Below are 25335 nucleotides of genomic sequence, written 5' to 3' on the forward strand. Positions count from 1 at the left end.
CAAATTGATGCTGATCTGCCATTGCAATATCATCACCGAGAAGGAGATCGAGCAGACGATCGTCGGGCTGCTGGATCAGGATTCCTGGCAGCTGATCGTGCCGGCGAAGGTCTATCACGCCATGCAAAAGCGCGGCCGCTGTTGCGGCTGCTTCCCAAATGTGGTCGAAACGATCATTCGGGTCACCGAAAACTACCACGCCCGCTCGGAGGCGAACGGCGTGGATGTCGTTTCACACCTGGATCGCGTCAGAGGCCTGCGCGTCCAATACGGGAGCAGAAATCATGAAAGGCGATCCGCAGATCATCGAGCGGCTTAACGAGGCTCTTTTTCTGGAGCTCGGCGCCGTCAACCAGTATTGGGTACATTTCCGTCTGCTTGAGGACTGGGGATACGCCAAGCTGGCCAAGAAGGAGCGCGCGGAATCGATCGAAGAGATGAACCATGCCGACAAGCTCGTGGCCCGCATCATCTTCCTGGAAGGCCATCCGAACCTGCAGTCCGTGGCGCCGCTGCGCATCGGGCAGAACGTCAAGGAAGTGCTCGAATCCGACCTTGCCGGCGAATATGACGCGCGTACAGCCTACAAGCGCTCGCGCGAAATCTGCAACGAAGCCGGCGACTACGTGACCATGAAATTGTTCGAGGAATTGCTGACTGACGAGGAAGGTCATATCGACTTCCTCGAGACGCAGCTCGACCTGCTTGCCTCGATCGGCGAGGAAAAATACGGCCAGCTCAACGCCGCATCGGCGGGCGAGGCGGAGTAAGGGCATGCGGGAATGCGGCGCCTGCTAGAATTCGTGCGCCGCTCGCGGCGGGCCGATGGCTCGCCGCCCCTTGAGAAAACGCCGGCCAGACTGGCGCGTCGGCGCTGCGTCATCCTCGTGGTGGCGCTCACCTCTTCCGCGATGGCCGGTGACCTTCAGCCTGCCGTCCTCGCCACCACGCGCACCGACCTCAATGTGAAGGATCAGGCGCGCGTCACCGCCATCACCAGGCCGACCACTGATTTTTCCAGACCCGAGCAATTCGAACTGATGCAAGGCGGCGCCGGTACGTCCAGGAAGGACGTCAGCCGCGATTCCTTCTCGCAACCCTCGGCCAACATCAACTTCGAGGAAGAGGGCGACTTCAAGCTCGGCAATGCCCTTTTCCGCAAGAACTGGGTGTCGTCGCCATCCTCGACGCAGGCGTCGGACGGGCTCGGCCCGCTGTTCAACGAACGCGCATGCCAGAACTGTCATCTGAAGGATGGCCGCGGCCGTCCGCCGCAAGGCGACGCCGGCACGACGTCGATGTTCCTGCGGCTGGCTCGGGAGGCCAGCAACGCGGAAGAGAAGGCAGCGCTTGCCGAACACAAGGTGCTCAACTTTCCCGACCCGGTCTACGGCACGCAGTTGCAGGAACTGGCCGTTCCCGGCCTGCGCGGCGAAGGCAGGATGCATGTCGACTATCAGGAACGTAAGGTGACACTGTCGGACGGCACCGTGATTTCCTTGCGCAAGCCCAGCTATTCGGTCACCAATCCAGACTATGGGCCGCTCGATCCGCGCACCACGCTGTCGCCGCGCCTGACGCCGCCGATGATCGGCCTTGGCCTGATCGAACAGATCGCACCGGCGGATATTCTTGCCCGCGCCGACCCCGACGACCGGGACGGCGACGGCATTTCCGGCGGGCCGAACATCGTGCGCGACGGCCAAAGCGGCGAACTGACGCTTGGCCGTTTCGGCTGGAAGGCGCAGACGGCGTCGATCCGCCAGCAGACGGCGGACGCCTTTGCCGGCGACATCGGCATCTCGACGCCGGAAGAGCCCAAACACTGGGGCGACTGTACAGCCGCGCAGGCCAAATGCCTCGCCATGCCGAACGGCGTGCAGCAGCGTCTCGGCCCAGTGGAGGCGCCGCCGCCGGTGACGGACCTCGTCACCTTCTATTCGCAGAACCTGGCCGTGCCGGCGCGCCGCGACCTCGACACGCCACAAGTGCTCGTCGGCAAGAAAATCTTCTACGAGATCGGCTGCATTGCCTGCCACACACCGAAATTCGTCACCCGTCGCGGCTCGCCCAACAAGGCGCAGGCCTTCCAGTTGATCTGGCCCTATTCCGACTTCCTGCTGCACGACATGGGGCCTGATCTGGCTGATGGCCAGGCGGTGGGTGATGCGACGGGCAATGAGTGGCGCACGCCGCCACTATGGGGCATCGGCCTGACCGAGACGGTCAACGGCAATTCTTTCTTCCTGCATGATGGGCGCGCGCGCAGCCTGACCGAGGCCATCCTGTGGCATGGCGGCGAAGCGCGGAAGGCACGCGACCGCTTTGCCGTCGCCAACGCGGCCGACCGCGATGCGCTGCTCAAATTCCTGGAGTCACTGTGATGCTCAAGCGCTCTGCATTGTTTCTCGTCCTTCCGCTGGCTCTGCTGGGCGTCGTCCCGGCGTCTGCTGCGGTCAAAGCCTCAGAAATCATCCAGCGGGCGATCGACGGCTTTGTCCGCCCGGCCTATGCAGGGCTGCATCAGCACGCGGAAGCCTTGACAAAGGCGATGCACGAGCTCTGCGAAGCGCCCTCGCAAGGAGAACTTGATGCCGTGCGCTCTGAATTTTCCGCCACAGTCTATGCCTGGTCGTCGGCCGAAATCATCGGCTTCGGACCGATCAAGGAGAACAACCGGCTGGAACGCATGCTGTTCTGGCCAGATCGCAAGAGCATCGGCCTGAAGCAGGTGCAGGCAGCGCTGTCGGCCAAGGATCCGACCGCAACCGACCCGGCACAGCTGGCCGGCAAGAGTGTCGCCATGCAGGGGCTGGGCGCGCTGGAGTTCGTGCTTTACGGCGACGGCGCCGATGCGCTGGCAGGCAAGGATGATCCCTATCGCTGCGCTTATGGCGCGGCGGTTGCCGGCAACATCGAAACCATGGCCGGTGAGGTCAGCGCCGCCTGGAACAAGCCGGACGGCTTTGCTGCACTTTGGGCCAATCCCGGACCGCGGACCGCGCTCTACCGCGACGGCAACGAAGCGGTGACGGAACTGGTCGGCGTCTTCATCAATGAGCTGGAAATGGTCCGCGATGTGCGCCTGAAAGGGTTTTTCGGCGGCAAGCCGGATGCGGACAAGCCGAAACAGGCGATCTACTGGCGCTCGCAAAACACTACCGCGTCACTGGCTGGAAATCTCTCCGGCATCGATACGCTGTTCCAAGCCTCGAAGCTCGGCGACGCCCTGCCGCCCGATGCTCGCTGGATGGCCGAATCGATCCACATCCAGCTGGTCAACGGTGTCGCCACCGCAAAATCCATTCAGGGACCGATCGACAAGGCGCTTGTCGATCCGGCGCTGCGGGACAAACTCGACCATTTCGCGCTGATCACCTCCAGCCTTTCGACCCTGATCGGCACCAGATTGACCGCTGAATTCGGCCTGACCGCCGGCTTTTCGTCGCTGGATGGGGACTGATTTTGAGGACGCCGCTGATCGACCGCCGCGATTTTCTGAGGGCCGCAGGCATGGGCTTTGCCGCCGCAATGGCGCCATCGGCTTGGGCGAAGACGCTCGCGGCGGACGCCGTTTTCGCCACCGCCTTCGTCAAGCGCGACGGCAGCTATGGCGCCGCCGTCCTGTCCGAGGCTGGCAAGGTCCTGCATGCGATCGACCTGCCCGATCGCGGCCACGACGTCACTTTCGATCCGGTGTCGAAACGCTCGGTGATCTTCGCTCGCCAGCCTGGCACCTTCGCCGTGGTTTTCGACCACTCGGGCCGTGACGCGCCGCTGACCATCGCCAGCGTCGCCGGCCGGCATTTCTTCGGCCATGGCGTGTTCTCGGCCGACGGTGCGCTGCTCTATGCCACCGAAAACGACTTCGACAACGCCGCTGGCGTCGTCGGCGTCTACGATGCGCGGGCGAAATTCAGCCGTGTCGGCGAGTTCCCGACCTATGGCATGGGTCCGCACGAGCTTCTGCTGCTGGGCGACGGCAGGACGATCGCGGTTGCCAATGGCGGCATCGAGACCCATCCGGATTACGGTCGCGCCGAACTCAACATAGCCACCATGAAGCCGTCCTATGCGCTCATAGACCGCGTCACCGGCGACCTCATCGAGAAACACGAATTGCCGGCCGCACTGCGCCAGCTGTCGATCCGCCACATGGACACGGATCCGTCCGGAACCGTCTGGTTTGGCTGCCAGTACAGGGGGCCGGGCACCGATCGTCCTTTGCTGGTCGGCCGCGCCGCGCGTGGCAAGGACCTGCAATTGCTCGACATGCCGCAGGACGTTTTGTCCGGCTTCCGCAACTATATAGGCTCGGTCGCCGCCAATCCGGCTGCCGGAACCGTCGCCGTGTCCTCGCCGGAAGGCAATTCGCTTGTCGTGATCGATTCGGCCAGCGGCCGGATCGTTTCGACCAGCGCGCTGGTCGAGGTCTGCGGCGTGGCGCCCGACGGAACCGGCTTCATGGCCACCACCGGCGCTGGCGAAATCATCGAGGGCAGCGGCACGACACGCTCCGAACCTGACTATGTCTGGGACAACCACATGCTGCGCATCGAGCAGGTCTGATAGCTCGCCAGCCGAAGCGAAGCCGCTTAACAAATTATGCACTATCCCCTTGCGGTGGCGGGCCGTGGCGGGCACAGGGAATTGTTTCTCGAACCGGTCGTTTCATGAAATTGCTTGCCATCGACTGTGCCGCCAACCTCTGCGCCGCCTGCGTCTATGACGCGACGGCGAAGCAGGAGCTTGGCCGTTCGGTGCTCGATCTCGGCAAGGGCCATGCCGAACAGCTGATGGTGGTTATCGCCGAAGCGCTGAAGGCAAGTGCAACCGACTATGCAGGTCTTGGCGCCATTGCCGTCTCCGTCGGCCCCGGTTCCTTCACCGGTCTGCGTGTCGGCGTCTCGACCGCGCGTGGCCTGGCGCTGGCGCTGAAGGTCCCGGCGATCGGGGTGACGACGCTCGGGGCGCTGGCCACTGAGGCAGCAGCGGCATTTCCAGGCCGCGCCGTGCTGGCGGCGCTCGATGCCGGGCGGGAGGAAATCCATGCCGCCCTTTACGATGAAATGTCGGTTTTGACTTACGGTCCGGCGGTGACCACACTGGCGGAAGCCGTGACCATGGCGACGGAAAGTTCTTCGGTGCTTGCCGGTACTGCGGCAGCGCAGATCGCCACATCGGCGGGGCGCGCTTTCGATATAGGCCCCGAGAGCGCCACCGCCGATATTGTCACCTATGCCCGTCTGGCCGCCGCCAAAGGCGAAAGCGATAAGCCTAAACCGCTCTATTTGCGCGGCGCCGACGCCAAGCCGCAGGCTGGGTTCATTCTCTCAAGGCTCAGACCATGATCCCGAAAAGTGGTAGCCGGTTTTCGGGAAAGATCATGGTCAAACAAGAAAACGAACATTAATGCGCATACCTTTTCTCCAACCACGCCGCCGCGACTATGCGCTCGAGCCGCTGAAGATCGCCGACAGCCGCGCGGTCTCGCTGCTGCATCGCGAGGATTTTGTCCGCCCCTGGACCGACGGCGAATTCGCCGCCTTGCTCGAACAGGATACCGTGTTCGGCTATGCGGCGCGGGAAACCGGACAGGGCGCCAAGCCTCCCGTCGGCTTCGTGCTGGCGAGGCTGGCGGCTGGCGAGGGCGAGATCCTGACTGTCGCGGTGGCGCGATCGCATCGCCGCCAGGGATTGGGCTGGCAATTGATGGACGCGGTGCTGCGCGAACTGCACGCGCAGCGCGCCGAAGCGCTGTTCCTCGAGGTCGACGAGACCAATGTCGCGGCGATCGCGCTCTATCGGCGACTGGGCTTCCGCGAGGTCGGCAAGCGGCCGAATTACTACAGGTCGCCGGAACACGGACCGACCGGCGCGCTTGTCATGCGCCGCGATCTTCGCTAGCGAGACGGCGGGGTAGGGCGATGATCAAGAAAATCAGGATTTTCCTGGCGCTGGGCCTCGTTGTCGCCGGCTCATTGGTCCTCGTGCCATTGCAGATACTGTCGATGAAGACCGGCTGGTGGCCGGAAACCGTCATCCTCAAGATCTGGCACAGGCTGATCATCAGGGCGCTCGGCATGCGCATCCATGTCAAGGGTACGCTCTCCGACAAGCGCCCACTGCTGGTTGCCTCCAACCACATCTCCTGGACCGACATCATGGTGCTCGGCTCCAAGGTCGATGTGAAGTTCATCGCCAGGGCGGATATGGAAGGCTGGCCGCTGATCGGCATGCTGTCGAAGCTGCAGCGCACCGTGTTCATCGAGCGCGAACGCAAGCGTTCCTCGGGCGACCAGGCAAGCGAGATCGCCAGCCGCATGGCCAAGGGCGATGCCATGGTGCTGTTTGCCGAGGGCTCGACGGGCGACGGCAACATGATCCTGCCGTTCAAGAGCACCCTCTTTGGCGCCGCCTCGATGGCCATTTCGGAAGGCGCCGCCGAGCAGGTCTTCATCCAGCCGGTGGCGATCGCCTACACGCGCCTGCACGGCGTGCCGCTCGGCCGCCGCCACCGGCCGCTTGCCGCCTGGATCGGTGATGAGGATTTGATGCCGCATCTCAAGGTTTTGCTGGCGGAGGGCGCCCTCGACGTCGAGGTGCATTTCGGCGAACCGATCGCCTTTTCCAAGGGTTCGAACCGCAAGGAAACGTCGAAACTGATGGAAAGCCAGGTGCGTGAGATGATGCAGGCAGGGCTTGCTGATCCGCGCCCGAGCCGCTAGCCCCGGCTGCGCCCACAGGCGCATGCCGAGAATCGTCTGTTTTTTGTCACGGAAAGGCGTTAGAAGCCGCCAGATGGACTTGAACACGATAGAGCGTGACGACATCGCCGCCACGGCCGAAGGGATGGCCGCCGCGCCGGCTGCAGCGACCAGGAAGGTCTTCATCAAGACCTATGGCTGCCAGATGAACGTCTATGATTCACAGCGCATGACCGATGCGCTGGCCGCCGACGGCTATTCCGCGACCGATGCCATCGGCGAGGCCGACCTTGTGCTGCTCAACACCTGCCACATCAGGGAGAAGGCGGCCGAAAAGGTCTATTCCGAGCTCGGCCGTATCCGCGATATGAAGGCCGAACGTGCCTTGGCCGGGCGTGGGATGCTGGTAGGTGTCGCCGGCTGCGTGGCGCAGGCCGAAGGCGCCGAGATCATCCGCCGTTCGCCGGCCGTCGACCTGGTCATCGGCCCGCAGACCTATCACCGGCTGCCGGACGTGCTGGCGCGGGTGCGCGGCGGCGAGAAGATCGTCGAAACCGACTACGCCATCGAGGACAAGTTCGAGCATCTGCCGCAGCCGAAGCGCGCCGAGGTCATCAAGCGTGGTGTCACCGCCTTCCTCACCGTGCAGGAAGGTTGCGACAAGTTCTGCACCTTCTGCGTCGTGCCTTACACCAGAGGCTCCGAAGTCTCCCGGCCGGTGGCGCAGATTGTTGCGGAGGCTGAGCGCCTGGCGGCAGCCGGCGTGCGCGAAGTGACGCTGCTTGGCCAGAACGTCAATGCCTGGCATGGTCGGGGCGAGAACGGCGAGGAGTGGGGCCTCGGCCGCCTGCTGTTCAGGCTCGCCGAAATTCCTGGCTTGGCGCGGCTGCGCTACACCACCAGCCATCCGCGCGACATGGATGACGAGCTGATATTGGCCCACCGCGATCTGCCGGCGTTGATGCCCTATCTGCATCTGCCGGTACAATCAGGCTCCGACCGCATCCTCAAGGCGATGAATCGCCGCCACACGGCGAAGGATTATCTGGCGCTGCTCGACCGCATCCGCGCCGCCCGGCCTGACATCGCGCTTTCCGGTGATTTCATCGTTGGCTTCCCCGGTGAGACAGAAGCGGATTTCGAGGCGACCATGGAACTGGTGCGCCAGGTGAATTACGCCTCGGCCTTCTCGTTCAAATATTCGCCTCGTCCCGGCACGCCGGGCGCCGAAATGCCCGATCATGTGCCGGAAAAGGTCAAGCACGAGCGCCTGCAACGGCTGCAGGCCCTGCTTCTGAAGCAGCAGCAGGATTTCGGCTTGAGCCTCGTCGGCAGCACCATCGACACGCTGATCGAGAAGCCCGGCCGTCAGGCTGGCCAGAAGGTGGGCCGCTCGCCATGGTTGCAGCCGGTTATTGTTGATGAAAAGGCCGGCGAAATCGGTGACATTATCCAGGTGCGAATCACGAAGACAGGTTACAACAGCCTGTTCGCCGAATTGGCCTGAGGGGTCTCGGCAGATGAGGAGAGACGGTTGAGCGCAGCAGAGCTGAAGAACCTGCCCCCGGTACCGGCATCTGGGGCTTCTGACATGGCGCACATCGTTCTGACTTTCGACAACAACAAGCTTGCCAGCGCCCTTTACGGTCAGTTCGACGAAAATCTCGCCCGGCTCGAGCAGAAGCTCGGCGTCGACATCCGCTCGCGCGGCAACCAGCTTACCATCAAGGGTTCGGCGTCGGCTGCCGAGCAGGCGCGCCGCGCCCTGGACAATCTTTATGGCATTCTCCAGAAGGGCGTCGATATCGGCCAGTCCGACGTCGACGGCGCCGTGCGCATGGCGATCGCCGCCGACGATCAGCTGACGCTGCCGACTCTGGAGCGCAAGGGCAAGGTCTCCGCCGCCCAGATCGCCACCCGCAAGAAGACGATCTATGCCCGCTCGCTCAACCAGGACGCCTATATGCGGGCGCTGGAACGGTCAGAGCTGGTGTTCGGCATCGGCCCGGCCGGCACCGGCAAGACCTATCTGGCGGTGGCGCATGCGGCGATGCTGCTCGAGCGCGGTATGGTCGAGCGCATCATTCTCTCGCGACCGGCGGTTGAGGCCGGCGAGCGGCTCGGCTTCCTGCCCGGCGACATGAAGGAGAAGGTCGATCCCTATCTGCGGCCGCTCTACGATGCGCTTTACGACATGATGCCGGCCGACAAGGTCGAGCGCGCCATTGCCGCCGAAGTCATCGAGATCGCGCCGCTCGCCTTCATGCGTGGCCGCACGCTGGCGCATGCCGCGGTTATCCTTGACGAGGCGCAGAACACCACGCCGATGCAGATGAAGATGTTCTTGACCCGTCTCGGCGAGAACTCGCGCATGATCGTCACCGGCGATCCGACCCAGATCGACCTTCCCTCGAACACCAAATCGGGGCTGGTCGAAGCCTTGCGGGTGCTGGACGGCGTGGCAGGCGCGGTCACCGTGCGCTTCAACGATGGCGACGTGGTTCGCCATCCGCTGGTGGCGGAAATCGTCAGGGCCTACGACCGGGACGCCAAGCTGGCGCGCGGCCTCGGCGCCGAGAATTGATTTTGACGATGCGGCTTCATGCCTGAGGACATAATATCCGGCGACGGGGCACTTCCCGTCGACATCGATATATCTGTCGAAGCGGGCAACTGGCCCGATGAGGCAAGCCTGACGCGGCTGGTCGATCGCGCTGTCGCGGCTGCTTTTGCCGAGTCCGGCGCGGCGGGCCGTTCCGAACTCAGCCTCGTTTTTTCCGACGACGCCCATATCCGGACCCTCAACGCCGGCTGGCGCGGCAAGGATAAACCGACCAACGTCTTGTCTTTCCCGGCTTTTCCGTTTGTGCAAGGCGGCCCGCTGCCGCCGATGCTGGGCGATATCGTGCTCGCCGCCGAGACGGTCACGCGCGAAGCGGCACTGGAAGACAAGCCTCTCGAGAACCATATCACCCATCTCGTCATCCATGGCCTGCTGCACTTGCTGGGCTACGATCACGAGACCGACACCGAGGCCGAGGCGATGGAAGCCATCGAACGCGCAGCGCTCGCAAGGCTTGCCATTCCCGATCCCTACGCGTAACTACTTCTGATCAATTGACCGGACGACGATGAACGACAAACCAGAGACTGCCGCCCGCCCCGACGCCGGCAGTGCGACCAAGGCTTCCGATACCTCGGAAGAGGGATCAAGTCCGAGTCCCGTTACCTCTGGCGCTGCCAGCGTTGCCAGCGAAACATCGCCTGCCGGTCCCTCCCTGTTCGACCGCGTTCTGGGCTTGTTTCGGCAACGCAATGGAACCAGCCTGCGTGAGGAAATCGCCGGCGCGCTTGCCGAGACGACGAGCGATGCCGAATCCTTCTCGCCCGGCGAACGCGCCATGCTCAACAACATCCTGCGGCTGCGCGAGGTGCGCGTCGAGGACGTCATGGTGCCGCGCGCCGACATCCAGGGGGTCGAGATCACGACGACGCTCGGCGATCTCCTGGGCACCTTCGAACAATCCGGCCATTCGCGCATGCCGGTCTATTCCGAGACGCTCGATGATCCGCGCGGCATGGTCCATATCCGTGACGTGCTGGCCCACATCACCAAGATCGCACGCGTCAAGAAGGGCCGCACGACCAGGAAAACCCCCGCCGCCACGGTTCTCGACCTCGCCCAGGTCGACCTCGCACGCACCATTGGCGACCTCAACCTGATCCGCCCGGTGCTGTTCGTGCCGCCGTCTATGCTTGCCTCCGACCTGATGGGTCGCATGCAGACGACGCGCACCCAGATGGCGCTGGTCATTGATGAATATGGCGGCACCGACGGCCTTGCCTCGCTGGAGGACATCGTCGAGATGGTGGTCGGCGACATCGAGGATGAGCATGACGAAGACGAGCCGATGATCACCCAGAGCGGTGACGGCGTGTTCATCGTCGACGGCAAGGCCGAGATCGACGACGTTGCCAAGATGATCGGCGAGGATTTCGCCGCCGGTGAACATGGCGAATATGTCGACACCATCGGCGGCATGATCTTCAACACGCTTGGCCGCGTCCCTGCCCGCGGCGAGGTGGTGCAGGCCATACCCGGCTTCGAGTTCCACGTGCTCGACGCCGATCCGCGCCGCGTCAAGCGCGTGCGCATCGTGCAGAGCCAGAAGGGCGAGCGCCGCCGGCGCGCCGCGCGCACCGAGCAGGCTTAAGCATGATGCCGAAAAGTTGCAGACTTTTCCGATAAACCTCATGCGACAAAACAAGGATCTAAGCGCTTACGAATGACGGTCGAAGACCCTTCAAGCACTCCACCCTGGGGTCCGGTGTGTTCTACAAGGATCCATGGGCCGCGCTGGCCTGGCTTGAAGCGGCCTTCGGTTTCGCGCGCAGCATGGTGGTCCGTGATGCCGAGGGAAGACTTGTTCACGCCGAGATGCGGTTCGGCGACTGCTACATCATCGTCGATTCCGAATGGGCCGATTATGTCACCAGCCCGGCTTCGGTCTCGGGCAAGAACACGCAATCGGTCTATGTCAGACTGAAGGATAGCATCGACGCACATTGCGAGCATGGTAGGGCCGCCGGTGCTGATATGATCCAGGAGCCGACGGATCAGCTCTACGGCGAGCGCCAGTATCGGGCGCGCGATCCCGAGGGCCATGTCTGGACCTTCACGCAGACCATCCTTTCGGTTCCGCGCGAGGAGGCCGAGCGGCTGGGCGATGTTCAAATCGAGGGTTGGCACCGGTAGAGCGGTGGCGGAGCTTGCATCACGGCCGGCCATCCGGCGTTTGGAGCGTGGACCGCGGCCTGTTAAATCTTGCGTCCTGATTCGCGCGACTCGGAAGTATGCATGGAGCGCCTGGCCGGCCGGATAATTCTGCTTTGGGGTTGGCGGCGCGCGCTCGTGGCGTTTCTCGCAGGCGCCCTGGCAGTGCTTGGGCAGGCGCCCTACGATTTCTTCGCCGCCTGTTTCATCTCGTTTCCGCTGCTGGTCTGGCTGATCGACGGCGCCACCGGTGAAGCCTCGGCCAGCCTGTTCCGGCGCCTGCGGCCGGCCTTCGCCGTCGGCTGGTGGTTCGGCTTCGGCTATTTTCTTGCCGGCCTCTGGTGGATCGGCTCGGCGCTGCTGGTCGAGGCCGACAGCTTTGCCTGGGCGCTTCCCTTCGCAGTAGTCGGCATTCCTTTCATGCTCGCCTTTTTCTACGGCTTTGCGGCCATGGTTGCCCGCCTGCTGTGGAGCAACGATATCGGCCGTATCGCCGCCCTTGCCTTCGGCTTCGGGCTGGCGGAGTGGCTGCGCGACTTCCTGTTCACTGGGTTTCCCTGGAATGCCATCGGCTATGCGGCCATGCCCGTGCCTTTGCTGATGCAGAGCGTTTCGGTCACCGGCATGATCGGCATGAACGCGCTCGCGGTGTTCGTCTTCGCCCTGCCGGCATTGCTGGCGGCACGCCGGCATCTGCGCCTCGGTGCGGCGCTGTTTGTCGTGCTTGCCGCCACCCATGTCGGCTTCGGCTATGTCAGGCTTGCCGCTGCCGAAAAGCCGGCGGCGCGCAGCCTGGACGTCCGCATCGTCCAGCCGGCCGTGGACCTGTCGGAAAAGTGGGACGCATCGGTGCGCGACCGCATCTTCGCCACCTTGATGGGGCTGTCGGCCAAGGCGCCGGACCCTGGCCATGAAAAGCCGCAACTGATCCTGTGGCCCGAAACCTCTGTGCCGTTCCTCTTCACCGAGCGTCCGGACGCATTGACGGCGCTGGGTGACATGCTCGGACCCGGCCAGATGCTGATCGCCGGCGTCGTCCGCGAGGAAGGCGGCTCGGCCGCGAATGCCGACAGCCGCTATTACAACTCCGTGGTGGCGATCGACGACAAGGGTGAGATCACCGACGCTGTCGACAAGGTTCATCTGGTGCCGTTCGGCGAATACCTGCCTTTCTCCGACCTGCTCGAGCGGTTCGGCATCGAGCAGCTGGTTGCCGGGCCGATGACGTTTGCGGCCGGCAACGAACGGCACGCCATCACCCTGCCTGACGGCATCCTCGCACTGCCATTTATCTGTTACGAGGTGATCTTTCCCGATCTGGTGGCAGTTGACGCAACGTCAGCACAGCTTATTGTGAACGTTACCAATGATGCGTGGTTCGGCGACACGCCGGGTCCGTATCAGCATTTCAGGCAGGCCCAGATCCGTGCGGTGGAAAATGGATTGCCATTGGTGCGTGCTGCCAACAACGGCATTTCGGCCGTCGTTGACCCGCGCGGCCGCATCGTTGATGCGCTGGCGATCGACGCGCGCGGCGCCATCGATGTGCATGTACCGATTTCCGAAAAGGCGCTCATATCTCCCGGCCAACGGCGCATTAACGGAATGCTGATCATGTTGCTGTTTGCCGTTGTGGCAGTGCTGTTGAACGTAAGGCAGAGGCTACGGGCGAATTGACAGCCCACACATTAGAAACTCATACTGTAAGCGCCTGAAATTTCTCGAAGTCGGTGGATCGTTCTGTTGGGGCAGTTGCCTCCGGCGTCGTTTGGGCAGGAAAAAAGAGAAAGCCGAAAAAATTCGGCGAGGAAAAAATGACAGAAGACAACAAGAAGAAACCGAATCCGATCGATATCCATGTCGGCAGTCGCATCCGGCTTCGCCGCAACATGCTGGGAATGAGCCAGGAAAAGCTCGGAGAAAATCTCGGTATCACATTTCAACAGATTCAGAAATATGAAAAGGGCACCAACCGCGTCGGCGCCAGCCGTCTGCAGGCGATCGCATCCATACTCGGCGTGCCTGTCGCCTTCTTTTTCGAGGATGCGCCCGGCCAGGAGCCCGTGGCGGGCCGTGGGTTTGCCGAGGATGCGTCGATGGCTTTCGCCGTCGAATTCTGCGGCAGCCCCGAAGGTCTTCAGCTCAACCGGGCCTTTGTCAAAATCGCCGACGCCAAGGTGCGCCGCAGGATCATAGATCTGGTCAAGTCCCTCTCCACTGACGATGCCGACTGATCCGCAATCGCGCTTGAACCGGCGGCGCCTTGCCGCCAGTGGCACAAGATAACTGCATCGAGATTCATGCCAGAACCGAAGCACCGCTTGACGAGCGGCGCTTCGCCCCGCTAACACGTGGCGCGCCAAAATCGGCAGCCTGCCGATCGTTTTTCAAGAGGGGACACCCGTGACGCGGCAGAACTACTTCTTTACCTCGGAATCCGTTGCCGAGGGCCACCCCGATAAAGTCTGTGACCGGATATCCGACGAGATCGTCGATCTGGTCTATCGCGAAGCCAAGAAAACCGGGATGGACCCGTGGAAAGTCCGTGTCGCCTGCGAGACGCTGGCCACCACCAACCGTGTCGTCATCGCCGGCGAGGTGCGCGTCCCCGAGACCCTGCTGAAGAAGGACAAGGCCGGCAATATTCTCAAGGATGCCGCCGGCCATCCGGTCGTCAATCCGGCCAAGTTCAAGTCGGTCGCCCGCAAGGCGATCCGCGAAATCGGCTATGAGCAGGCCGGCTTCCACTGGAAAACGGCGAAGATCGAGGTCCTGCTGCATGGCCAGTCGCCGGATATCGGCCAGGGCGTCGACAACGCCTCCGACCGTCAGGGCGAAGAGGGTGCCGGCGATCAGGGCATCATGTTCGGTTATGCCTGCCGCGAGACGCCGGATCTGATGCCGGCGCCGATTTACTACAGCCACAAGATCCTCGAACTGCTGGCTGCCGCCCGTCACGAGGGCAGCGGTGAAGCTGGCAAGCTCGGGCCGGACGCCAAGAGCCAGGTCACCGTTCGCTATGTCGACGGCAAGGCCGCCGAGGCGACGCAGATCGTGCTGTCCACCCAGCATCTCGATGCGAGCTGGGATTCGAAGAAGGTTCGCAAGGTTGTCGAACCCTATATCCGCGAGGCGCTGGGCGAACTGAAGATCGCCGACAACTGCATGTGGTACATCAATCCGACCGGCAAGTTTGTCATTGGCGGACCGGACGGTGACGCCGGGCTGACCGGCCGCAAGATCATCGTCGACACCTATGGTGGTGCCGCACCGCATGGCGGCGGCGCCTTCTCCGGCAAGGACACCACCAAGGTCGATCGTTCGGCGGCCTATGCGGCGCGCTATCTGGCCAAGAACGTCGTGGCGGCGAAACTCGCCGACCGCTGCACCATCCAGCTTTCCTACGCCATCGGCGTTGCCCAGCCGTTGTCGGTCTATGTCGACCTGCACGGCACTGGCAAGGTCGACGAGGCAAAGCTCGAGGAGGCGCTGCGCACCGTGATGGATCTGTCGCCATCCGGCATCCGCCGCCATCTCGATCTCAATAAGCCGATCTACGCCAAGACGTCGTCCTACGGCCATTTCGGCCGCAAGGCCGGCCGCGACGGGTCTTTCTCCTGGGAAAAGACCGATCTCGCCAAGGCGCTCAGGGACGCGGTCGCCGCCTGATTGCGGCGCCGCAAAGTCCCGCCATGGACCCGAAGGACAGACCAAGCCGCGCGACCGAAGCCTTCTTCGGTCGCCGGCGCGGCAAGACCATGCGTCCGCAGCAGGCGGCCGCATTGGAAAGCGGCTTCGGCACATACCGGCTCGATCTGGCGGCCGAACCGCCGGCTGATCTGCACACCCTGTTTGATGCCAACGTTTGCGCGATTCGCCTCGAGATCGGCTTCGGCGGCGGCGAGCATCTCCTGCATCGCGCGACCGAGGCGCCTTCGATCGGCTTTATCGGCGTCGAGCCCTTCGTCAACGGCATGGCCAAGATGATGATGGCGGTGCGGGAGAAACCGCTCGCCAATCTGCGGGTTTATGACGACGACGCCACCCGGCTGCTCGACTGGCTGCCGCAAGCCTCGCTCGACGGCATCGATCTGCTCTATCCCGATCCCTGGCCGAAGAAGAAACACTGGAAGCGGCGCTTCGTCAGCCCGGTCAATCTCGAGCGGTTCGCGCGTGTGCTGAAGCCTGGTTCAAAATTCCGCTTTGCGTCCGATATCGACACCTATGTCAACTGGACCCTGCTGCATTGCCGTGCGCATGGCGCATTCGCATGGCAGGCTTCGGAGGCGGCGGACTGGCACCGGCCTTATGCCGGCTGGCCGGGGACGCGTTATGAGGCGAAGGCCATTCGTGAGGGGCGGCGCCCGGCCTATCTCACTTTTGTCAGAACATAGGCCCGCTCACGGCGCACGAGAGCAATTCCAGGAAAAGTATGAAACTGTTTTCCGTCGGGGATTGGGTCAAAACAAAGAGTTAGAGCGGTTCGCCGTTTCCGTGAAACGGTGAACTGCTCTGGTCTCGGACCGTTGCAAAGGCGAGTATCATCCACTCGCCAAATTCAGAAACGGCCAATCCTGTTGAATACAGCTGGATCCATTCCGAGCTTGCGCAAGTCGTCGGCGCGCGGCTTGCGGCCCGCTTCCACGGCACGCGAGGCAGCGACCGCACTGCCAAATGTCGTGAAAAGTTCGCCTATGGCGGATAAGATCTTGCGGTTGGTCATGGTCATGCCCTTTCGGTGCTGTGTCGTGCAATCATCTTTGTGCGACGCACCATAGATGGGGATACAACGGCAAAGCTCACAGGGGTTTTGCCGCATGGAGGTCATGCGTCTGGCGCAACACTGGCGCTGCACGGCTTTTGTTCGGCCGGCACGGCGGGCTTGAAACACCGGCCATGATCGTTTATATCAGCCTCAAATTCTTGGTCGGTATGACGAAGAGTGGGTCCACCCGGTCCCGCTCTTTTTTATTACCTGCCGATAACTTCGGGTAGAACGACAGGGTCTCAATGACTGCAACGGCAAACGAGGGCGACGATCGCATCATCCGCGAAAGCGGCATCGATGCGCGCATCGCGCTGATCGTCCAGCCGGTCCTGCGTGGCATCGGCTTCCGCCTCGTGCGGGTGCATCTGTCGGGCCAGAACGGGCTGACGCTGCAGATCATGGCCGAGCGCGAGGACGGCACCATGACCGTCGAGGATTGCGAAGAGGTCAGCCGCGCGGTGTCGCCGGCGCTCGACGTCGATGATCCGATCGAAAAGGCCTATCACCTTGAAGTCTCGTCGCCCGGCATCGACCGGCCGCTGGTCCGCAAATCGGATTTCACGACCTGGACGGGTCATCTGGTCAAGATGGAAACATCGATCGTCGTTGCGGACCGCAAGCGGTTCAAGGGCAAGATAGTCGAGGCCGGTGAAGACGATGTGCTGATCGAGCGCGAAAAGGCCGCCTATGGCGAGGAGCCGACGGTGCGGGTTCCCTATGACGCGATTTCCGAAACGCGCCTGATCCTGACCGACGATCTCATCCGCGACGCCCTGTCGAAGGACAACAGGGCGCGCAAGGAAGCCAAAAAACGTCGCGGCGAACCGGACGACGATGCGCCCGAGGGTGCGGACGCGGACGCCACGGAAGAACACGAACAGGAACTATGATTGAGCTGCCGGGCGCAAAGGTCCGGCAAACAGGCTCGGGAGAAAAACGATGGTTGTAAGCGCCAACAGACTTGAACTGCTGCAGATCGCCGACGCGGTTGCGCGTGAAAAGTCGATCGACAAGTCGATCGTCATCGCCGCCATGGCCGACGCGATCCAGAAAGCGGCGCGCTCGCGTTATGGCCAGGAGACCAACATCCGCGCCGACATCAACCCGAACACCGGCGAGATGAAGCTGCAGCGGCTGATGGAAGTGGTCGAGAAGGTCGACGACTACGCCACGCAGATCGCCATTTCTTCGGCCCGCGAGCGCAATCCCGATGCCCAGCTCGGCGATTTCATCGCCGAACAGCTGCCGCCGATGGATTTCGGCCGCATCGCGGCCCAGTCGGCCAAGCAGGTCATCGTGCAGAAGGTGCGCGAGGCCGAACGCGATCGCCAGTATGACGAATACAAGGACCGCATCGGCGAAATCGTCAACGGCACCGTCAAGCGCGTCGAATACGGCAACGTCATCGTCGATCTCGGCCGCGGCGAGGCGATCATCCGTCGCGACGAACTGATCCCGCGCGAAAACTACAAATACGGCGACCGCGTCCGCGCCTACGTTTACGACGTGCGCCGTGAGCAGCGCGGCCCGCAGATCTTCCTGTCGCGAACCCATCCGCAGTTCATGGCCAAACTGTTCACCATGGAAGTGCCGGAAATCTATGACGGCATCATCGAGATCAAGGCGGTCGCCCGCGACCCGGGTTCGCGCGCCAAGATCGCCGTCATCTCGCGCGATAGCTCGATCGATCCTGTCGGCGCCTGCGTTGGTATGCGCGGCAGCCGCGTCCAGGCCGTCGTCGGCGAATTGCAGGGCGAGAAGATCGACATCATTCCGTGGTCGCCTTCGGCCGCGTCCTTCATCGTCAACGCGCTGCAGCCGGCGGAAGTCGCCAAGGTCGTGCTCGACGAGGATGCCGAACGCATCGAAGTCGTGGTTCCCGACGACCAGCTGTCGCTGGCCATCGGCCGCCGCGGCCAGAACGTGCGGCTCGCTTCGCAGCTGACCGGCTGGGATATCGACATCCTGACCGAGGCCGAAGAATCCGAGCGTCGCCAGAAGGAATTCGTCGAGCGTTCGTCGCTGTTCATGGAAGCCCTCGACGTCGACGAGATGGTCGGCCAGGTGCTCGCGTCCGAAGGCTTCACCAGCGTCGAGGAAGTCGCTTATGTCGATTCCGGCGAGATCGCCTCGATCGACGGTTTCGACGAAGACACCGCTTCGGAAATCCAGACCCGCGCCCGCGAATATCTGGAGAAGATCGAGGCCGAGCACGACGACAAGCGCAAGGCGCTCGGCGTCTCGGACGAATTGCGCGAAATCCCCGGCATCACCACTGCCATGATGGTGACGCTCGGCGAAGACGGCGTGAAGACGATCGAGGACTTCGCCGGCTATGCCGCCGACGACCTCACCGGCTGGAAGGAACGCAAGGACGGCGAAACCAAGGTATTCCCCGGCGTGCTGGCCAATCACGGCGTCGCGCGTGCCGATGCCGAGCAGATGGTTCTGGCTGCCCGCCTCAAGGCCGGCTGGATCACCGAAGACGAGCTTGCGGCCGAAGAAGTCTCGGCTGACGAAGCCGTTGGTGCGTGAGGTGAAACCGCATCGCACCGAACCCGCCCTTGGACGAGATGAACGATCGCACCTGCATCGTTACGCGCAAACAAGCCGAACCGGATGAACTGATCCGTTTCGTCGTCGGCCCGGATTCGGCCGTCGTTCCCGACATCAAGAGAAATCTGCCCGGCCGCGGTTGCTGGGTGAGCGCCGACCGCCTACATATCGACAAGGCTGCGGCGAAGAACCTCTTTGCCCGCGCCTTCAAGGCACAGGTGGTTGTGCCGCCCGATCTTGGCGGCATGGTCGACGGGCTGCTTTCCAGACACGCTCTGGGCATGCTTGGTCTTGCCCGCAAGGCAGGCGCAATTTCGCTTGGTGCTACCAAGGTCGAGAGCGCGGTGCGTAGCGGATTGGCGCTTTTCGTGCTTCACGCGATCGAGGCGTCCGACGACGGCGTGCGCAAGATCAGCCAGGCGCGACGGGCGACAGTCCATCTCGGCGGGCCCGCCATCCTTGCCTACAAACTTTTCTCCGAGGCCGAGTTGAGCTTGGCATTGGGGGGTACAAATGTGATACATGCTGCCGTTCTCGCGGGAGACGCGGGCAGGGCGGTCCAGAAGCGCATGGTTGCGCTCGACCGGTATCGGGGCGGTTCCCCGGACGATCTGGCAATGCTTGCGGCTGTTGCTGACGAAGATGATGCCGCAGAGGATATGGAATGAGCGATACGAAATCGGGTGACGACAATACGCTGAGTGTGACGCCGAAGAAGACCTTGACGCTAAAGCGCCCCGGTATGGAACAGGGCACTGTGCGCCAGAACTTCTCGCACGGCCGCACCAAGCAGGTCGTCGTCGAAACCAAGAAGCGCAAGTTCTCGATGCCCGGCGACAAGCCGGAGCCGGTTGCCGCCCCCGTCTTCACACCGAAGCCGCCGGTTGTGGCCGCGCCCGTTGTGCAGGAAGCACCGAAGGCGCCGCCGCCGCCGGCCCCGGTCGAACGGAGCGGCATGGTGCTGAACGAGCTGTCGCGCAGTGAAATGGAAGCGCGCCGCAGGGCGCTTGAAGGCTCCAAGGTGCGCGAGGTCGAGGATCGCCAGCGCGCCGCCGAGGACGCCAAGCGCCGTGCCGAGGACGAAGAGCGCCGCAAGCGCGAACGCGATGAATCCGCACGCCGCCAGGCCGAGGAAGAGGCGCGGTTGCAGACCGAGGCCGAGTCTCGCCGTCGGGCCGAGGAAGAGGCACGCCGCCGCGCGCCGCTGACCGCCGAACTGGCAACAGTCGACGACGAGGAAGAGGTCAAGCCGAAGCGGATTGGTGCCGCCGCACCGGTGCGCCGTCCGGTCACGCCCGAAGTGGCGCGTCCGGCCAAGCCGACCAAGAGCGAGGAAGACCGCCGCCGTGGCAAGCTGACGCTGAATTCAGCATTGTCCGACGAAGACGCGCGAGCCCGTTCGCTGTCGTCGATGCGTCGCCGCCAGGAAAAATTCAAGCGCGCGATGCATAATGAGCCGCGCGAGAAAGTCATGCGCGAAGTGATCCTGCCCGAGACCATCACCATCCAGGAACTGGCGCAACGCATGTCCGAGCGTGCGGTCGACCTGGTCAAGTTCTTCATGAAGCAGGGCCAGATCCTGAAGCCAGGCGACGTCATCGACGCCGATACGGCAGAACTGGTCGCCACCGAATTCGGGCATACGGTTCGCCGCGTCGCCGAGTCCGACATCGAGGAAGGCCTGTTCAACATCGCCGACAATGCCGAGGACCTGGTGTCTCGTCCGCCTGTCGTGACGATCATGGGCCACGTCGATCACGGCAAGACCTCGCTGCTCGACGCCATCCGCAACGCCAATGTCGTCTCCGGTGAAGCCGGTGGCATCACCCAGCATATCGGCGCTTACCAGGTCGAGAAGAATGGTCACAAGATCACCTTCATCGACACGCCTGGCCACGCCGCCTTCACGGCGATGCGTGCTCGGGGCGCCCAGGCGACCGACATTGCCATTCTGGTGGTTGCGGCCGATGACAGCGTCATGCCGCAGACGATCGAATCGATCAGCCATGCCAAGGCGGCCGGAGTTCCGATCATCGTGGCGATCAACAAGATCGACAAGCATGATGCCGATCCGCAGAAGGTGCGTTCCGAACTGCTGCGCCACGAGGTCTTCGTCGAATCCATGGGTGGTGAAGTTCTGGACGTCGAAGTGTCGGCGACCAAGGGCACCAATCTCGACAAGCTGCTCGAAGCGATCCTGCTGCAGGCCGAAATTCTCGACCTGAAGGCCAATCCGGATCGTACCGCCGAGGGTGTCGTCATCGAAGCCCAGCTCGACAAGGGCCGTGGTCCCGTTGCCACCGTTCTGGTGCAGACCGGCACGCTGATGCCGGGTGACATCCTTGTTGCTGGCAACGAATGGGGCCGGGTGCGCGCGCTGGTCAACGATCGTGGCACGCAGATCAAGGAAGCGCCGCCGGCGATGCCGGTCGAAGTGCTTGGCTTGCAGGGCACTCCGCAGGCCGGCGACCGCTTCGCCGTGGTCAACAACGAGGCCCGTGCCCGCGAGATCACCGAATATCGCCAGCGTCTGGCGCGCGAGAAGGCGGTTGCCAAGCATGCCGGCCAGCGTGGGTCGCTCGAGCAGATGATGTCGCAATTGCAGACGAGCGGGCTGAAGGAATTCCCGTTGGTCATCAAGGGCGACGTGCAAGGCTCGATCGAAGCGATCAATGCGGCGCTCGACAAGCTCGGCACCGACGAAGTGCGTGCGCGCATCGTCCATGCCGGCGCCGGCGCCATCACCGAAAGCGACGTGTCGCTGGCGGAGACTTCGGGTGCGGCGATCATAGGCTTCAACGTCCGCGCCAACGTCCAGGCGCGTGCCGCTGCAGCGGCGGCGGGCATCGAGATCCGCTATTACTCGATCATCTACAACCTTGTGGATGACGTGAAGGCGGCTCTGTCGGGCCTTCTGTCGCCGGAGCGTCGCGAGACCTTCATCGGCAATGCGCAGATCCTTGAGATCTTCGACATCACCAAGGTCGGCAAGATTGCCGGCTGCCGTGTCACCGAAGGCAAGGTCGAGCGTGGCGCGGGCGTGCGCCTGATCCGCGACAACGTCGTCATCCACGAAGGCACGCTGAAGACGCTGAAGCGCTTCAAGGACGAAGTTTCGGAAGTCCCCGGCGGCCAGGAGTGCGGCATGGCCTTCCAGAACTACGAGGACATGCGCGTCGGCGACGTCATCGAGTGCTTCCGCGTCGAGATGGTGACTCGGACACTCTGAGTTCGAGTGACTTGTCCATACCGGGCGGTGGCCGAAAGGCCGCCGCCCAAGGTCTATTGAGAATGGCCCATATGAGACATGCGGCACGGTCCCATCCCGCGCCTCACGCTTTCAGGATTGAGAAAAATGCCCCGTCCAACCACATCCAGCCCATCCCAGCGCATGCTGCGCGTCGCCGAACAGGTGCGCCATGCGCTGTCCGAAACCCTGCAGCGCGGCGAGATCATCGATCCGCTGATCGAGAACACCGTGGTGTCGGTCTCGGAAGTGCGCATGTCGCCCGACCTCAAGGTCGCCACCGCTTTCGTCTCGCCACTTGGCGCGAAGGATACCGATGCGGTCGTCGAGGCGCTGAACAAGCATGCGAAATTCGTCCGCGGCCGTGTCTCCGGCGCACTGCGGCAGATGAAGTTCATGCCGGAGTTTCGCTTCAAGCTCGACACCTCCTTCGACAATTTCGCCAGGATCAACGACCTGTTGAAGTCGCCCGAAGTAGCACGCGATCTGGGTCCTGAGGACCAGGACAAAGACGACAGCAAGGACACCGAATAGTGGCGCGCCGCGGCAAGAAGAAGGGCCGGCCGATCTCGGGCTGGCTGATCCTGGACAAGCCGGTCGGCATGGGCTCGACCGAAGCCGTCTCCAAGATCAAATGGCTGTTCCAAGCGGAAAAGGTCGGCCATGCCGGCACGCTTGACCCGCTCGCCTCCGGCATGCTGCCGATCGCGCTTGGCGAGGCCACCAAGACCGTGCCTTACGTGCAGGACGGGGCCAAGATCTATCGCTTCACCGTTGCCTGGGGGCAGGAGCGTTCGACCGATGACCTCGAAGGTCCGGTGACGAAGGAGTCCGACCTGCGTCCATCGGAAGCCGAGGTCAAGGCGTTGCTACCGAAATACACCGGCGTCATCATGCAGACGCCGCCGCAATTCTCGGCCATCAAGATCGCGGGCGAGCGCGCCTATGATCTTGCCCGCGACGGCGCGACAGTCGACATACCCGCGCGCGAGATCGAGATCGGCCGTTTGGACGTTGTCGAGCATAGCGCCGACCATACTGTTTTCGAGGTCGAATGCGGCAAGGGCACCTATGTGCGCTCGCTGGCCCGCGACATGGGCCGCGACATGGGCTGCTTCGGCCATATTTCCGAATTGCGCCGGGTCGAGGTCGAGCCGTTCACCCCGGAGGATTTCGTCACCATCGCCGAACTGGAAGCCGCCCGTTTCGGTGTGCAGGAGGAAGGCGGCGCGGACGCGGCGGACGTCGCTGACGCAGTGGAAGCGCCAATCGACTTCGACGCCATCGATGCACTTCTGGTCGATACATCGGCTGCCCTTGATTGCCTGCCGCAGATCGCCATCAGCGACGACGCGGCGACCAAGATCCGCCTTGGCAACCCGGTCATCATTCGTGGTCGCGATGCACCGGTGGAAGCCGAGGAAGCCTGCGCCACGGCGCGCGGTAAGCTGGTCGCCATCGGTGCCATCGAGCAAGGCATGTTCAAGCCCAAGCGGGTCTTTGCCGGCTGACTCCTGTCGTCTAGAGCAAGTCCAGGAAAAGTGTGAACGGTTTTCCGTTCGGAATTGCGTCAAAACAAAGAGTTAGAGTGGTTCGCCGTTTCCGTGAAACGTTGAACTGCTCTAATGTCGGGTCAGGACTCGCGCGAGGGGCATATGGCAAAGGCTGAGGCGATCAAGAAGCGGGCGCCGGTGAAAACAAGGCGGCCGCCGGTCGGTGCATCGCCCGGCACGCTGATCGCCGACCCCTCGGCGCGGCGCAGCGAACTTAGACTGACCTTGATCTCGCCGCAGAAATTCAAGACCATCGAAAATGCCAGCATCGACGACCTCAACACCCATTGCGACAAATGGCCGGTCCTTTGGCTCGACTGCACCGGCCTCGCCAACATCACGCTGATCGAGGAGATCGGCCGCATTTTCAGCCTGCATCCGCTGGCGCTGGAGGACGTCGTCAACACCGGCCAGCGGCCGAAGGTTGATTTCTTCGAGGATCATGCCTTCGTCGTCGTCAGAATGATCGACGATGTCACGTCGCACCGTTATGAGCAGATCGCCGTCTTCTTCGGCAACAACTTCGTCGTCACCTTCCAGGAGCGGGAAGGCGATCCGTTCGATCCCGTGCGCAAGCGTATCGAAAGCTCGGCGCCCAACCGGTTGCGCGCGCGCGGCGCCGACTATCTCGCCTATGCGCTGATCGACGCCGTCGTAGACAGTTATTTCCCGCCGATCGAAGCGACAGGCGAGCTGGTCGACAGCATCGAGGACGAGATGCTGCATTCGCCGCACAAGCACCAGATGCGGCAGCTGCATGAATTGCGGCGCGATGCCAATGTGCTGAAGGGGGTGCTGTGGCCGATGCGCGATGCGCTGGCGACGCTGATCCGCAACGACGTGCCCTATGTGAAGGCCGAAACCAAGATCTTTCTCAACGACACGCTCGACCATTCGCTCCGGCTGATCGAACTGGTCGAAACCCAGCGCGACATGCTGACCGGCCTGATCGAGATGCATCTGTCGCTGAGCCAGGCGCGCACCAACGACGTCATCAGCTATCTCACCATCGTCTCGATCATCTTCTTGCCGCTGACCTTCCTCGTCGGCATCTGGGGCATGAATTTCGATCCGGAGACTTCGCCCTGGAACATGCCGGAACTGAAGGCTTACTATGGCTATCCGGCATCGCTGCTGTTCATGGCGCTTGTCGCGTTCGGGCTGATCGCCTTCTTCAAATGGAAGAAATGGCTCTGACAAGGATAAATCAGGCCATTTCGACCAGAAAAGCCGGCTTGTGAATTGGGCTGGTGTTTTCCGGGGAATTGCACTATATGCGCCGCAGCATAGCGCTAAGACGCTTTGCGTGCACCGGCCCCTGCTGGACGACATCCCGGCTGAGGGCGACCCGTTTCCTCAAACAGATAAGGAAAAACACGATGTCGATTACTGCCGAGCGCAAACAGGAATTGATGGGTGAATTCGCAACCGCCAAGGGCGACACCGGGTCTCCGGAAGTCCAGGTGGCCATCCTTTCCGAGCGCATCAAGAACCTGACCGACCATTTCAAGGACCACAAGAAGGATAACCATTCCCGCCGTGGTCTGCTCGCCCTCGTCTCCCAGCGCCGCAGCCTGCTTGATTATCTCAAGCGCAAGGACGACGCGCGCTACCAGACGTTGATCGAGAAGCTCGGTCTGCGCCGTTGACGAATTGACCGGCGGGCTTTCTTCGGAGAGCCCGCCGGTCGCGCATTCTGCCAGTCGCATCGACTGGCCAGACCCGGTTTC

At 62.8% G+C, this 25335-nt stretch carries 26 protein-coding genes; 25 read left to right on the forward strand and 1 reads right to left on the reverse strand.

Annotated features, from left to right (window positions below):
* Positions 1–7: 7 nt before the first annotated feature.
* The 17 genes from ASD12_RS09850 to ASD12_RS09930 all read left to right on the forward strand — a co-directional run bounded on the left by ASD12_RS09850 (position 8) and on the right by ASD12_RS09930 (position 15875).
* Positions 8–319 (forward strand): (2Fe-2S)-binding protein, encoded by a 312-nt coding sequence (locus tag ASD12_RS09850; protein WP_056584833.1) that lies wholly within the window; start codon positions 8–10, stop codon positions 317–319.
* The gene (gene bfr / locus ASD12_RS09855; RefSeq protein WP_056584835.1) at positions 285–770 is read left to right on the forward strand and encodes a bacterioferritin; all 486 of its coding nucleotides are present in this window, start codon (positions 285–287) and stop codon (positions 768–770) included. Before ASD12_RS09850 ends, bfr begins: the two co-directional genes overlap by 35 nt.
* Before the next feature lie 12 nt (positions 771–782).
* A complete protein-coding gene (locus ASD12_RS09860) occupies positions 783–2384 on the forward strand; it encodes a di-heme oxidoredictase family protein (protein WP_056584838.1) in 1602 nt (533 codons plus the stop codon).
* A complete protein-coding gene (locus ASD12_RS09865; RefSeq protein ID WP_056584840.1) occupies positions 2384–3463 on the forward strand; it encodes an imelysin family protein in 1080 nt (359 codons plus the stop codon). The genes ASD12_RS09860 and ASD12_RS09865 overlap by 1 nt, the downstream gene beginning before the upstream one ends.
* Before the next feature lie 2 nt (positions 3464–3465).
* Positions 3466–4569 (forward strand): DUF1513 domain-containing protein, encoded by a 1104-nt coding sequence (locus tag ASD12_RS09870; RefSeq protein ID WP_056584842.1) that lies wholly within the window; start codon positions 3466–3468, stop codon positions 4567–4569.
* A 104-nt stretch (positions 4570–4673) separates the two neighbouring features.
* On the forward strand, positions 4674–5351 hold the full coding sequence (gene tsaB / locus ASD12_RS09875) for a tRNA (adenosine(37)-N6)-threonylcarbamoyltransferase complex dimerization subunit type 1 TsaB (protein ID WP_056584843.1): 678 nt from the start codon (positions 4674–4676) through the stop codon (positions 5349–5351).
* A gap of 61 nt (positions 5352–5412) precedes the next feature.
* Positions 5413–5907, forward strand: a complete 495-nt coding sequence (gene rimI, locus ASD12_RS09880) for a ribosomal protein S18-alanine N-acetyltransferase (protein WP_056584845.1) — start codon at positions 5413–5415, stop codon at positions 5905–5907.
* Between the two features lie 20 nt (positions 5908–5927).
* On the forward strand, positions 5928–6728 hold the full coding sequence (locus ASD12_RS09885; RefSeq protein ID WP_056584847.1) for a 1-acyl-sn-glycerol-3-phosphate acyltransferase: 801 nt from the start codon (positions 5928–5930) through the stop codon (positions 6726–6728).
* Positions 6729–6801: 73 nt separating this feature from the next.
* Positions 6802–8214: a tRNA (N6-isopentenyl adenosine(37)-C2)-methylthiotransferase MiaB gene (gene miaB, locus ASD12_RS09890; protein WP_056584850.1), complete on the forward strand. Its 1413-nt coding sequence runs from the start codon at positions 6802–6804 to the stop codon at positions 8212–8214.
* Positions 8215–8298: 84 nt separating this feature from the next.
* A complete protein-coding gene (locus ASD12_RS09895) occupies positions 8299–9291 on the forward strand; it encodes a PhoH family protein (protein WP_023758127.1) in 993 nt (330 codons plus the stop codon).
* Between the two features lie 18 nt (positions 9292–9309).
* Entirely contained in the window at positions 9310–9810 is a 501-nt protein-coding gene (ybeY, locus tag ASD12_RS09900) for an rRNA maturation RNase YbeY (protein WP_056584852.1), read from the forward strand.
* Positions 9811–9838: 28 nt separating this feature from the next.
* Positions 9839–10921, forward strand: a complete 1083-nt coding sequence (locus tag ASD12_RS09905; RefSeq protein ID WP_056584854.1) for a hemolysin family protein — start codon at positions 9839–9841, stop codon at positions 10919–10921.
* A gap of 116 nt (positions 10922–11037) precedes the next feature.
* Complete coding sequence (locus tag ASD12_RS09910) at positions 11038–11463, forward strand: VOC family protein (protein ID WP_244482812.1); 426 nt, start codon at positions 11038–11040, stop codon at positions 11461–11463.
* A 102-nt stretch (positions 11464–11565) separates the two neighbouring features.
* Positions 11566–13158 carry an apolipoprotein N-acyltransferase gene (gene lnt / locus ASD12_RS09915; RefSeq protein ID WP_056584858.1) on the forward strand — a complete coding sequence of 531 codons (1593 nt, stop codon included), beginning with the start codon at positions 11566–11568 and terminating at the stop codon, positions 13156–13158.
* Positions 13159–13295: 137 nt separating this feature from the next.
* Positions 13296–13715 (forward strand): helix-turn-helix domain-containing protein, encoded by a 420-nt coding sequence (locus tag ASD12_RS09920; RefSeq protein WP_056584860.1) that lies wholly within the window; start codon positions 13296–13298, stop codon positions 13713–13715.
* A gap of 169 nt (positions 13716–13884) precedes the next feature.
* Entirely contained in the window at positions 13885–15150 is a 1266-nt protein-coding gene (metK, locus tag ASD12_RS09925) for a methionine adenosyltransferase (protein WP_056584863.1), read from the forward strand.
* 23 nt (positions 15151–15173) lie between these two features.
* Complete coding sequence (locus tag ASD12_RS09930; protein ID WP_056584866.1) at positions 15174–15875, forward strand: tRNA (guanosine(46)-N(7))-methyltransferase TrmB; 702 nt, start codon at positions 15174–15176, stop codon at positions 15873–15875.
* Positions 15876–16039: 164 nt separating this feature from the next.
* Here ASD12_RS09930 and ASD12_RS32970 read toward each other — a convergent pair whose 3' ends face one another.
* Entirely contained in the window at positions 16040–16204 is a 165-nt protein-coding gene (locus tag ASD12_RS32970) for a hypothetical protein (protein WP_082525350.1), read from the reverse strand.
* Positions 16205–16491: 287 nt separating this feature from the next.
* On the opposite strand from ASD12_RS32970, the gene rimP reads away from it, so the two are divergent.
* The 8 genes from rimP to rpsO all read left to right on the forward strand — a co-directional run bounded on the left by rimP (position 16492) and on the right by rpsO (position 25254).
* The gene (gene rimP / locus ASD12_RS09935; RefSeq protein WP_056584868.1) at positions 16492–17139 is read left to right on the forward strand and encodes a ribosome maturation factor RimP; all 648 of its coding nucleotides are present in this window, start codon (positions 16492–16494) and stop codon (positions 17137–17139) included.
* Positions 17140–17188: 49 nt separating this feature from the next.
* Positions 17189–18784: a transcription termination factor NusA gene (nusA, locus tag ASD12_RS09940; protein WP_056584870.1), complete on the forward strand. Its 1596-nt coding sequence runs from the start codon at positions 17189–17191 to the stop codon at positions 18782–18784.
* Positions 18785–18822: 38 nt separating this feature from the next.
* On the forward strand, positions 18823–19473 hold the full coding sequence (locus tag ASD12_RS09945) for an RNA-binding protein (protein WP_056584947.1): 651 nt from the start codon (positions 18823–18825) through the stop codon (positions 19471–19473).
* Entirely contained in the window at positions 19470–22034 is a 2565-nt protein-coding gene (gene infB / locus ASD12_RS09950) for a translation initiation factor IF-2 (RefSeq protein ID WP_056584871.1), read from the forward strand. The genes ASD12_RS09945 and infB overlap by 4 nt, the downstream gene beginning before the upstream one ends.
* A gap of 126 nt (positions 22035–22160) precedes the next feature.
* Positions 22161–22586, forward strand: coding sequence for a 30S ribosome-binding factor RbfA (rbfA, locus tag ASD12_RS09955; protein WP_056584873.1), 426 nt, complete (start codon positions 22161–22163; stop codon positions 22584–22586).
* Positions 22586–23563 carry a tRNA pseudouridine(55) synthase TruB gene (gene truB / locus ASD12_RS09960; RefSeq protein ID WP_056584875.1) on the forward strand — a complete coding sequence of 326 codons (978 nt, stop codon included), beginning with the start codon at positions 22586–22588 and terminating at the stop codon, positions 23561–23563. Before rbfA ends, truB begins: the two co-directional genes overlap by 1 nt.
* Before the next feature lie 144 nt (positions 23564–23707).
* The gene (corA, locus tag ASD12_RS09965) at positions 23708–24802 is read left to right on the forward strand and encodes a magnesium/cobalt transporter CorA (protein ID WP_056584950.1); all 1095 of its coding nucleotides are present in this window, start codon (positions 23708–23710) and stop codon (positions 24800–24802) included.
* 77 nt (positions 24803–24879) lie between these two features.
* On the forward strand, positions 24880–25254 hold the full coding sequence (gene rpsO, locus ASD12_RS09970; RefSeq protein WP_274533684.1) for a 30S ribosomal protein S15: 375 nt from the start codon (positions 24880–24882) through the stop codon (positions 25252–25254).
* The last annotated feature ends 81 nt before the right edge of the window (positions 25255–25335 follow it).

This window comes from Mesorhizobium sp. Root102, from assembly GCF_001425625.1.
Taxonomy (GTDB): domain Bacteria; phylum Pseudomonadota; class Alphaproteobacteria; order Rhizobiales; family Rhizobiaceae; genus Mesorhizobium.

Excerpts from the sequence above, each read along its gene's own strand:
- ASD12_RS09850 (WP_056584833.1), top strand. The coding sequence starts at position 8 with ATGCTGATCTGCCATTGCAATATCATCACCGAGAAGGAGATCGAGCAG.
- bfr (WP_056584835.1), top strand. The coding sequence starts at position 285 with ATGAAAGGCGATCCGCAGATCATCGAGCGGCTTAACGAGGCTCTTTTT.
- ASD12_RS09860 (WP_056584838.1), top strand. The coding sequence starts at position 783 with ATGCGGCGCCTGCTAGAATTCGTGCGCCGCTCGCGGCGGGCCGATGGC.
- ASD12_RS09865 (WP_056584840.1), top strand. The coding sequence starts at position 2,384 with ATGCTCAAGCGCTCTGCATTGTTTCTCGTCCTTCCGCTGGCTCTGCTG.
- tsaB (WP_056584843.1), top strand. The coding sequence starts at position 4,674 with ATGAAATTGCTTGCCATCGACTGTGCCGCCAACCTCTGCGCCGCCTGC.
- rimI (WP_056584845.1), top strand. The coding sequence starts at position 5,413 with ATGCGCATACCTTTTCTCCAACCACGCCGCCGCGACTATGCGCTCGAG.
- ASD12_RS09885 (WP_056584847.1), top strand. The coding sequence starts at position 5,928 with ATGATCAAGAAAATCAGGATTTTCCTGGCGCTGGGCCTCGTTGTCGCC.
- miaB (WP_056584850.1), top strand. The coding sequence starts at position 6,802 with ATGGACTTGAACACGATAGAGCGTGACGACATCGCCGCCACGGCCGAA.
- ASD12_RS09895 (WP_023758127.1), top strand. The coding sequence starts at position 8,299 with ATGGCGCACATCGTTCTGACTTTCGACAACAACAAGCTTGCCAGCGCC.
- ybeY (WP_056584852.1), top strand. The coding sequence starts at position 9,310 with ATGCCTGAGGACATAATATCCGGCGACGGGGCACTTCCCGTCGACATC.
- ASD12_RS09905 (WP_056584854.1), top strand. The coding sequence starts at position 9,839 with ATGAACGACAAACCAGAGACTGCCGCCCGCCCCGACGCCGGCAGTGCG.
- lnt (WP_056584858.1), top strand. The coding sequence starts at position 11,566 with ATGGAGCGCCTGGCCGGCCGGATAATTCTGCTTTGGGGTTGGCGGCGC.
- ASD12_RS09920 (WP_056584860.1), top strand. The coding sequence starts at position 13,296 with ATGACAGAAGACAACAAGAAGAAACCGAATCCGATCGATATCCATGTC.
- ASD12_RS09930 (WP_056584866.1), top strand. The coding sequence starts at position 15,174 with ATGGACCCGAAGGACAGACCAAGCCGCGCGACCGAAGCCTTCTTCGGT.
- ASD12_RS32970 (WP_082525350.1), bottom strand. The coding sequence starts at position 16,204 with ATGACCAACCGCAAGATCTTATCCGCCATAGGCGAACTTTTCACGACA.
- rimP (WP_056584868.1), top strand. The coding sequence starts at position 16,492 with ATGACTGCAACGGCAAACGAGGGCGACGATCGCATCATCCGCGAAAGC.
- nusA (WP_056584870.1), top strand. The coding sequence starts at position 17,189 with ATGGTTGTAAGCGCCAACAGACTTGAACTGCTGCAGATCGCCGACGCG.
- ASD12_RS09945 (WP_056584947.1), top strand. The coding sequence starts at position 18,823 with ATGAACGATCGCACCTGCATCGTTACGCGCAAACAAGCCGAACCGGAT.
- infB (WP_056584871.1), top strand. The coding sequence starts at position 19,470 with ATGAGCGATACGAAATCGGGTGACGACAATACGCTGAGTGTGACGCCG.
- rbfA (WP_056584873.1), top strand. The coding sequence starts at position 22,161 with ATGCCCCGTCCAACCACATCCAGCCCATCCCAGCGCATGCTGCGCGTC.
- corA (WP_056584950.1), top strand. The coding sequence starts at position 23,708 with ATGGCAAAGGCTGAGGCGATCAAGAAGCGGGCGCCGGTGAAAACAAGG.
- rpsO (WP_274533684.1), top strand. The coding sequence starts at position 24,880 with ATGCGCCGCAGCATAGCGCTAAGACGCTTTGCGTGCACCGGCCCCTGC.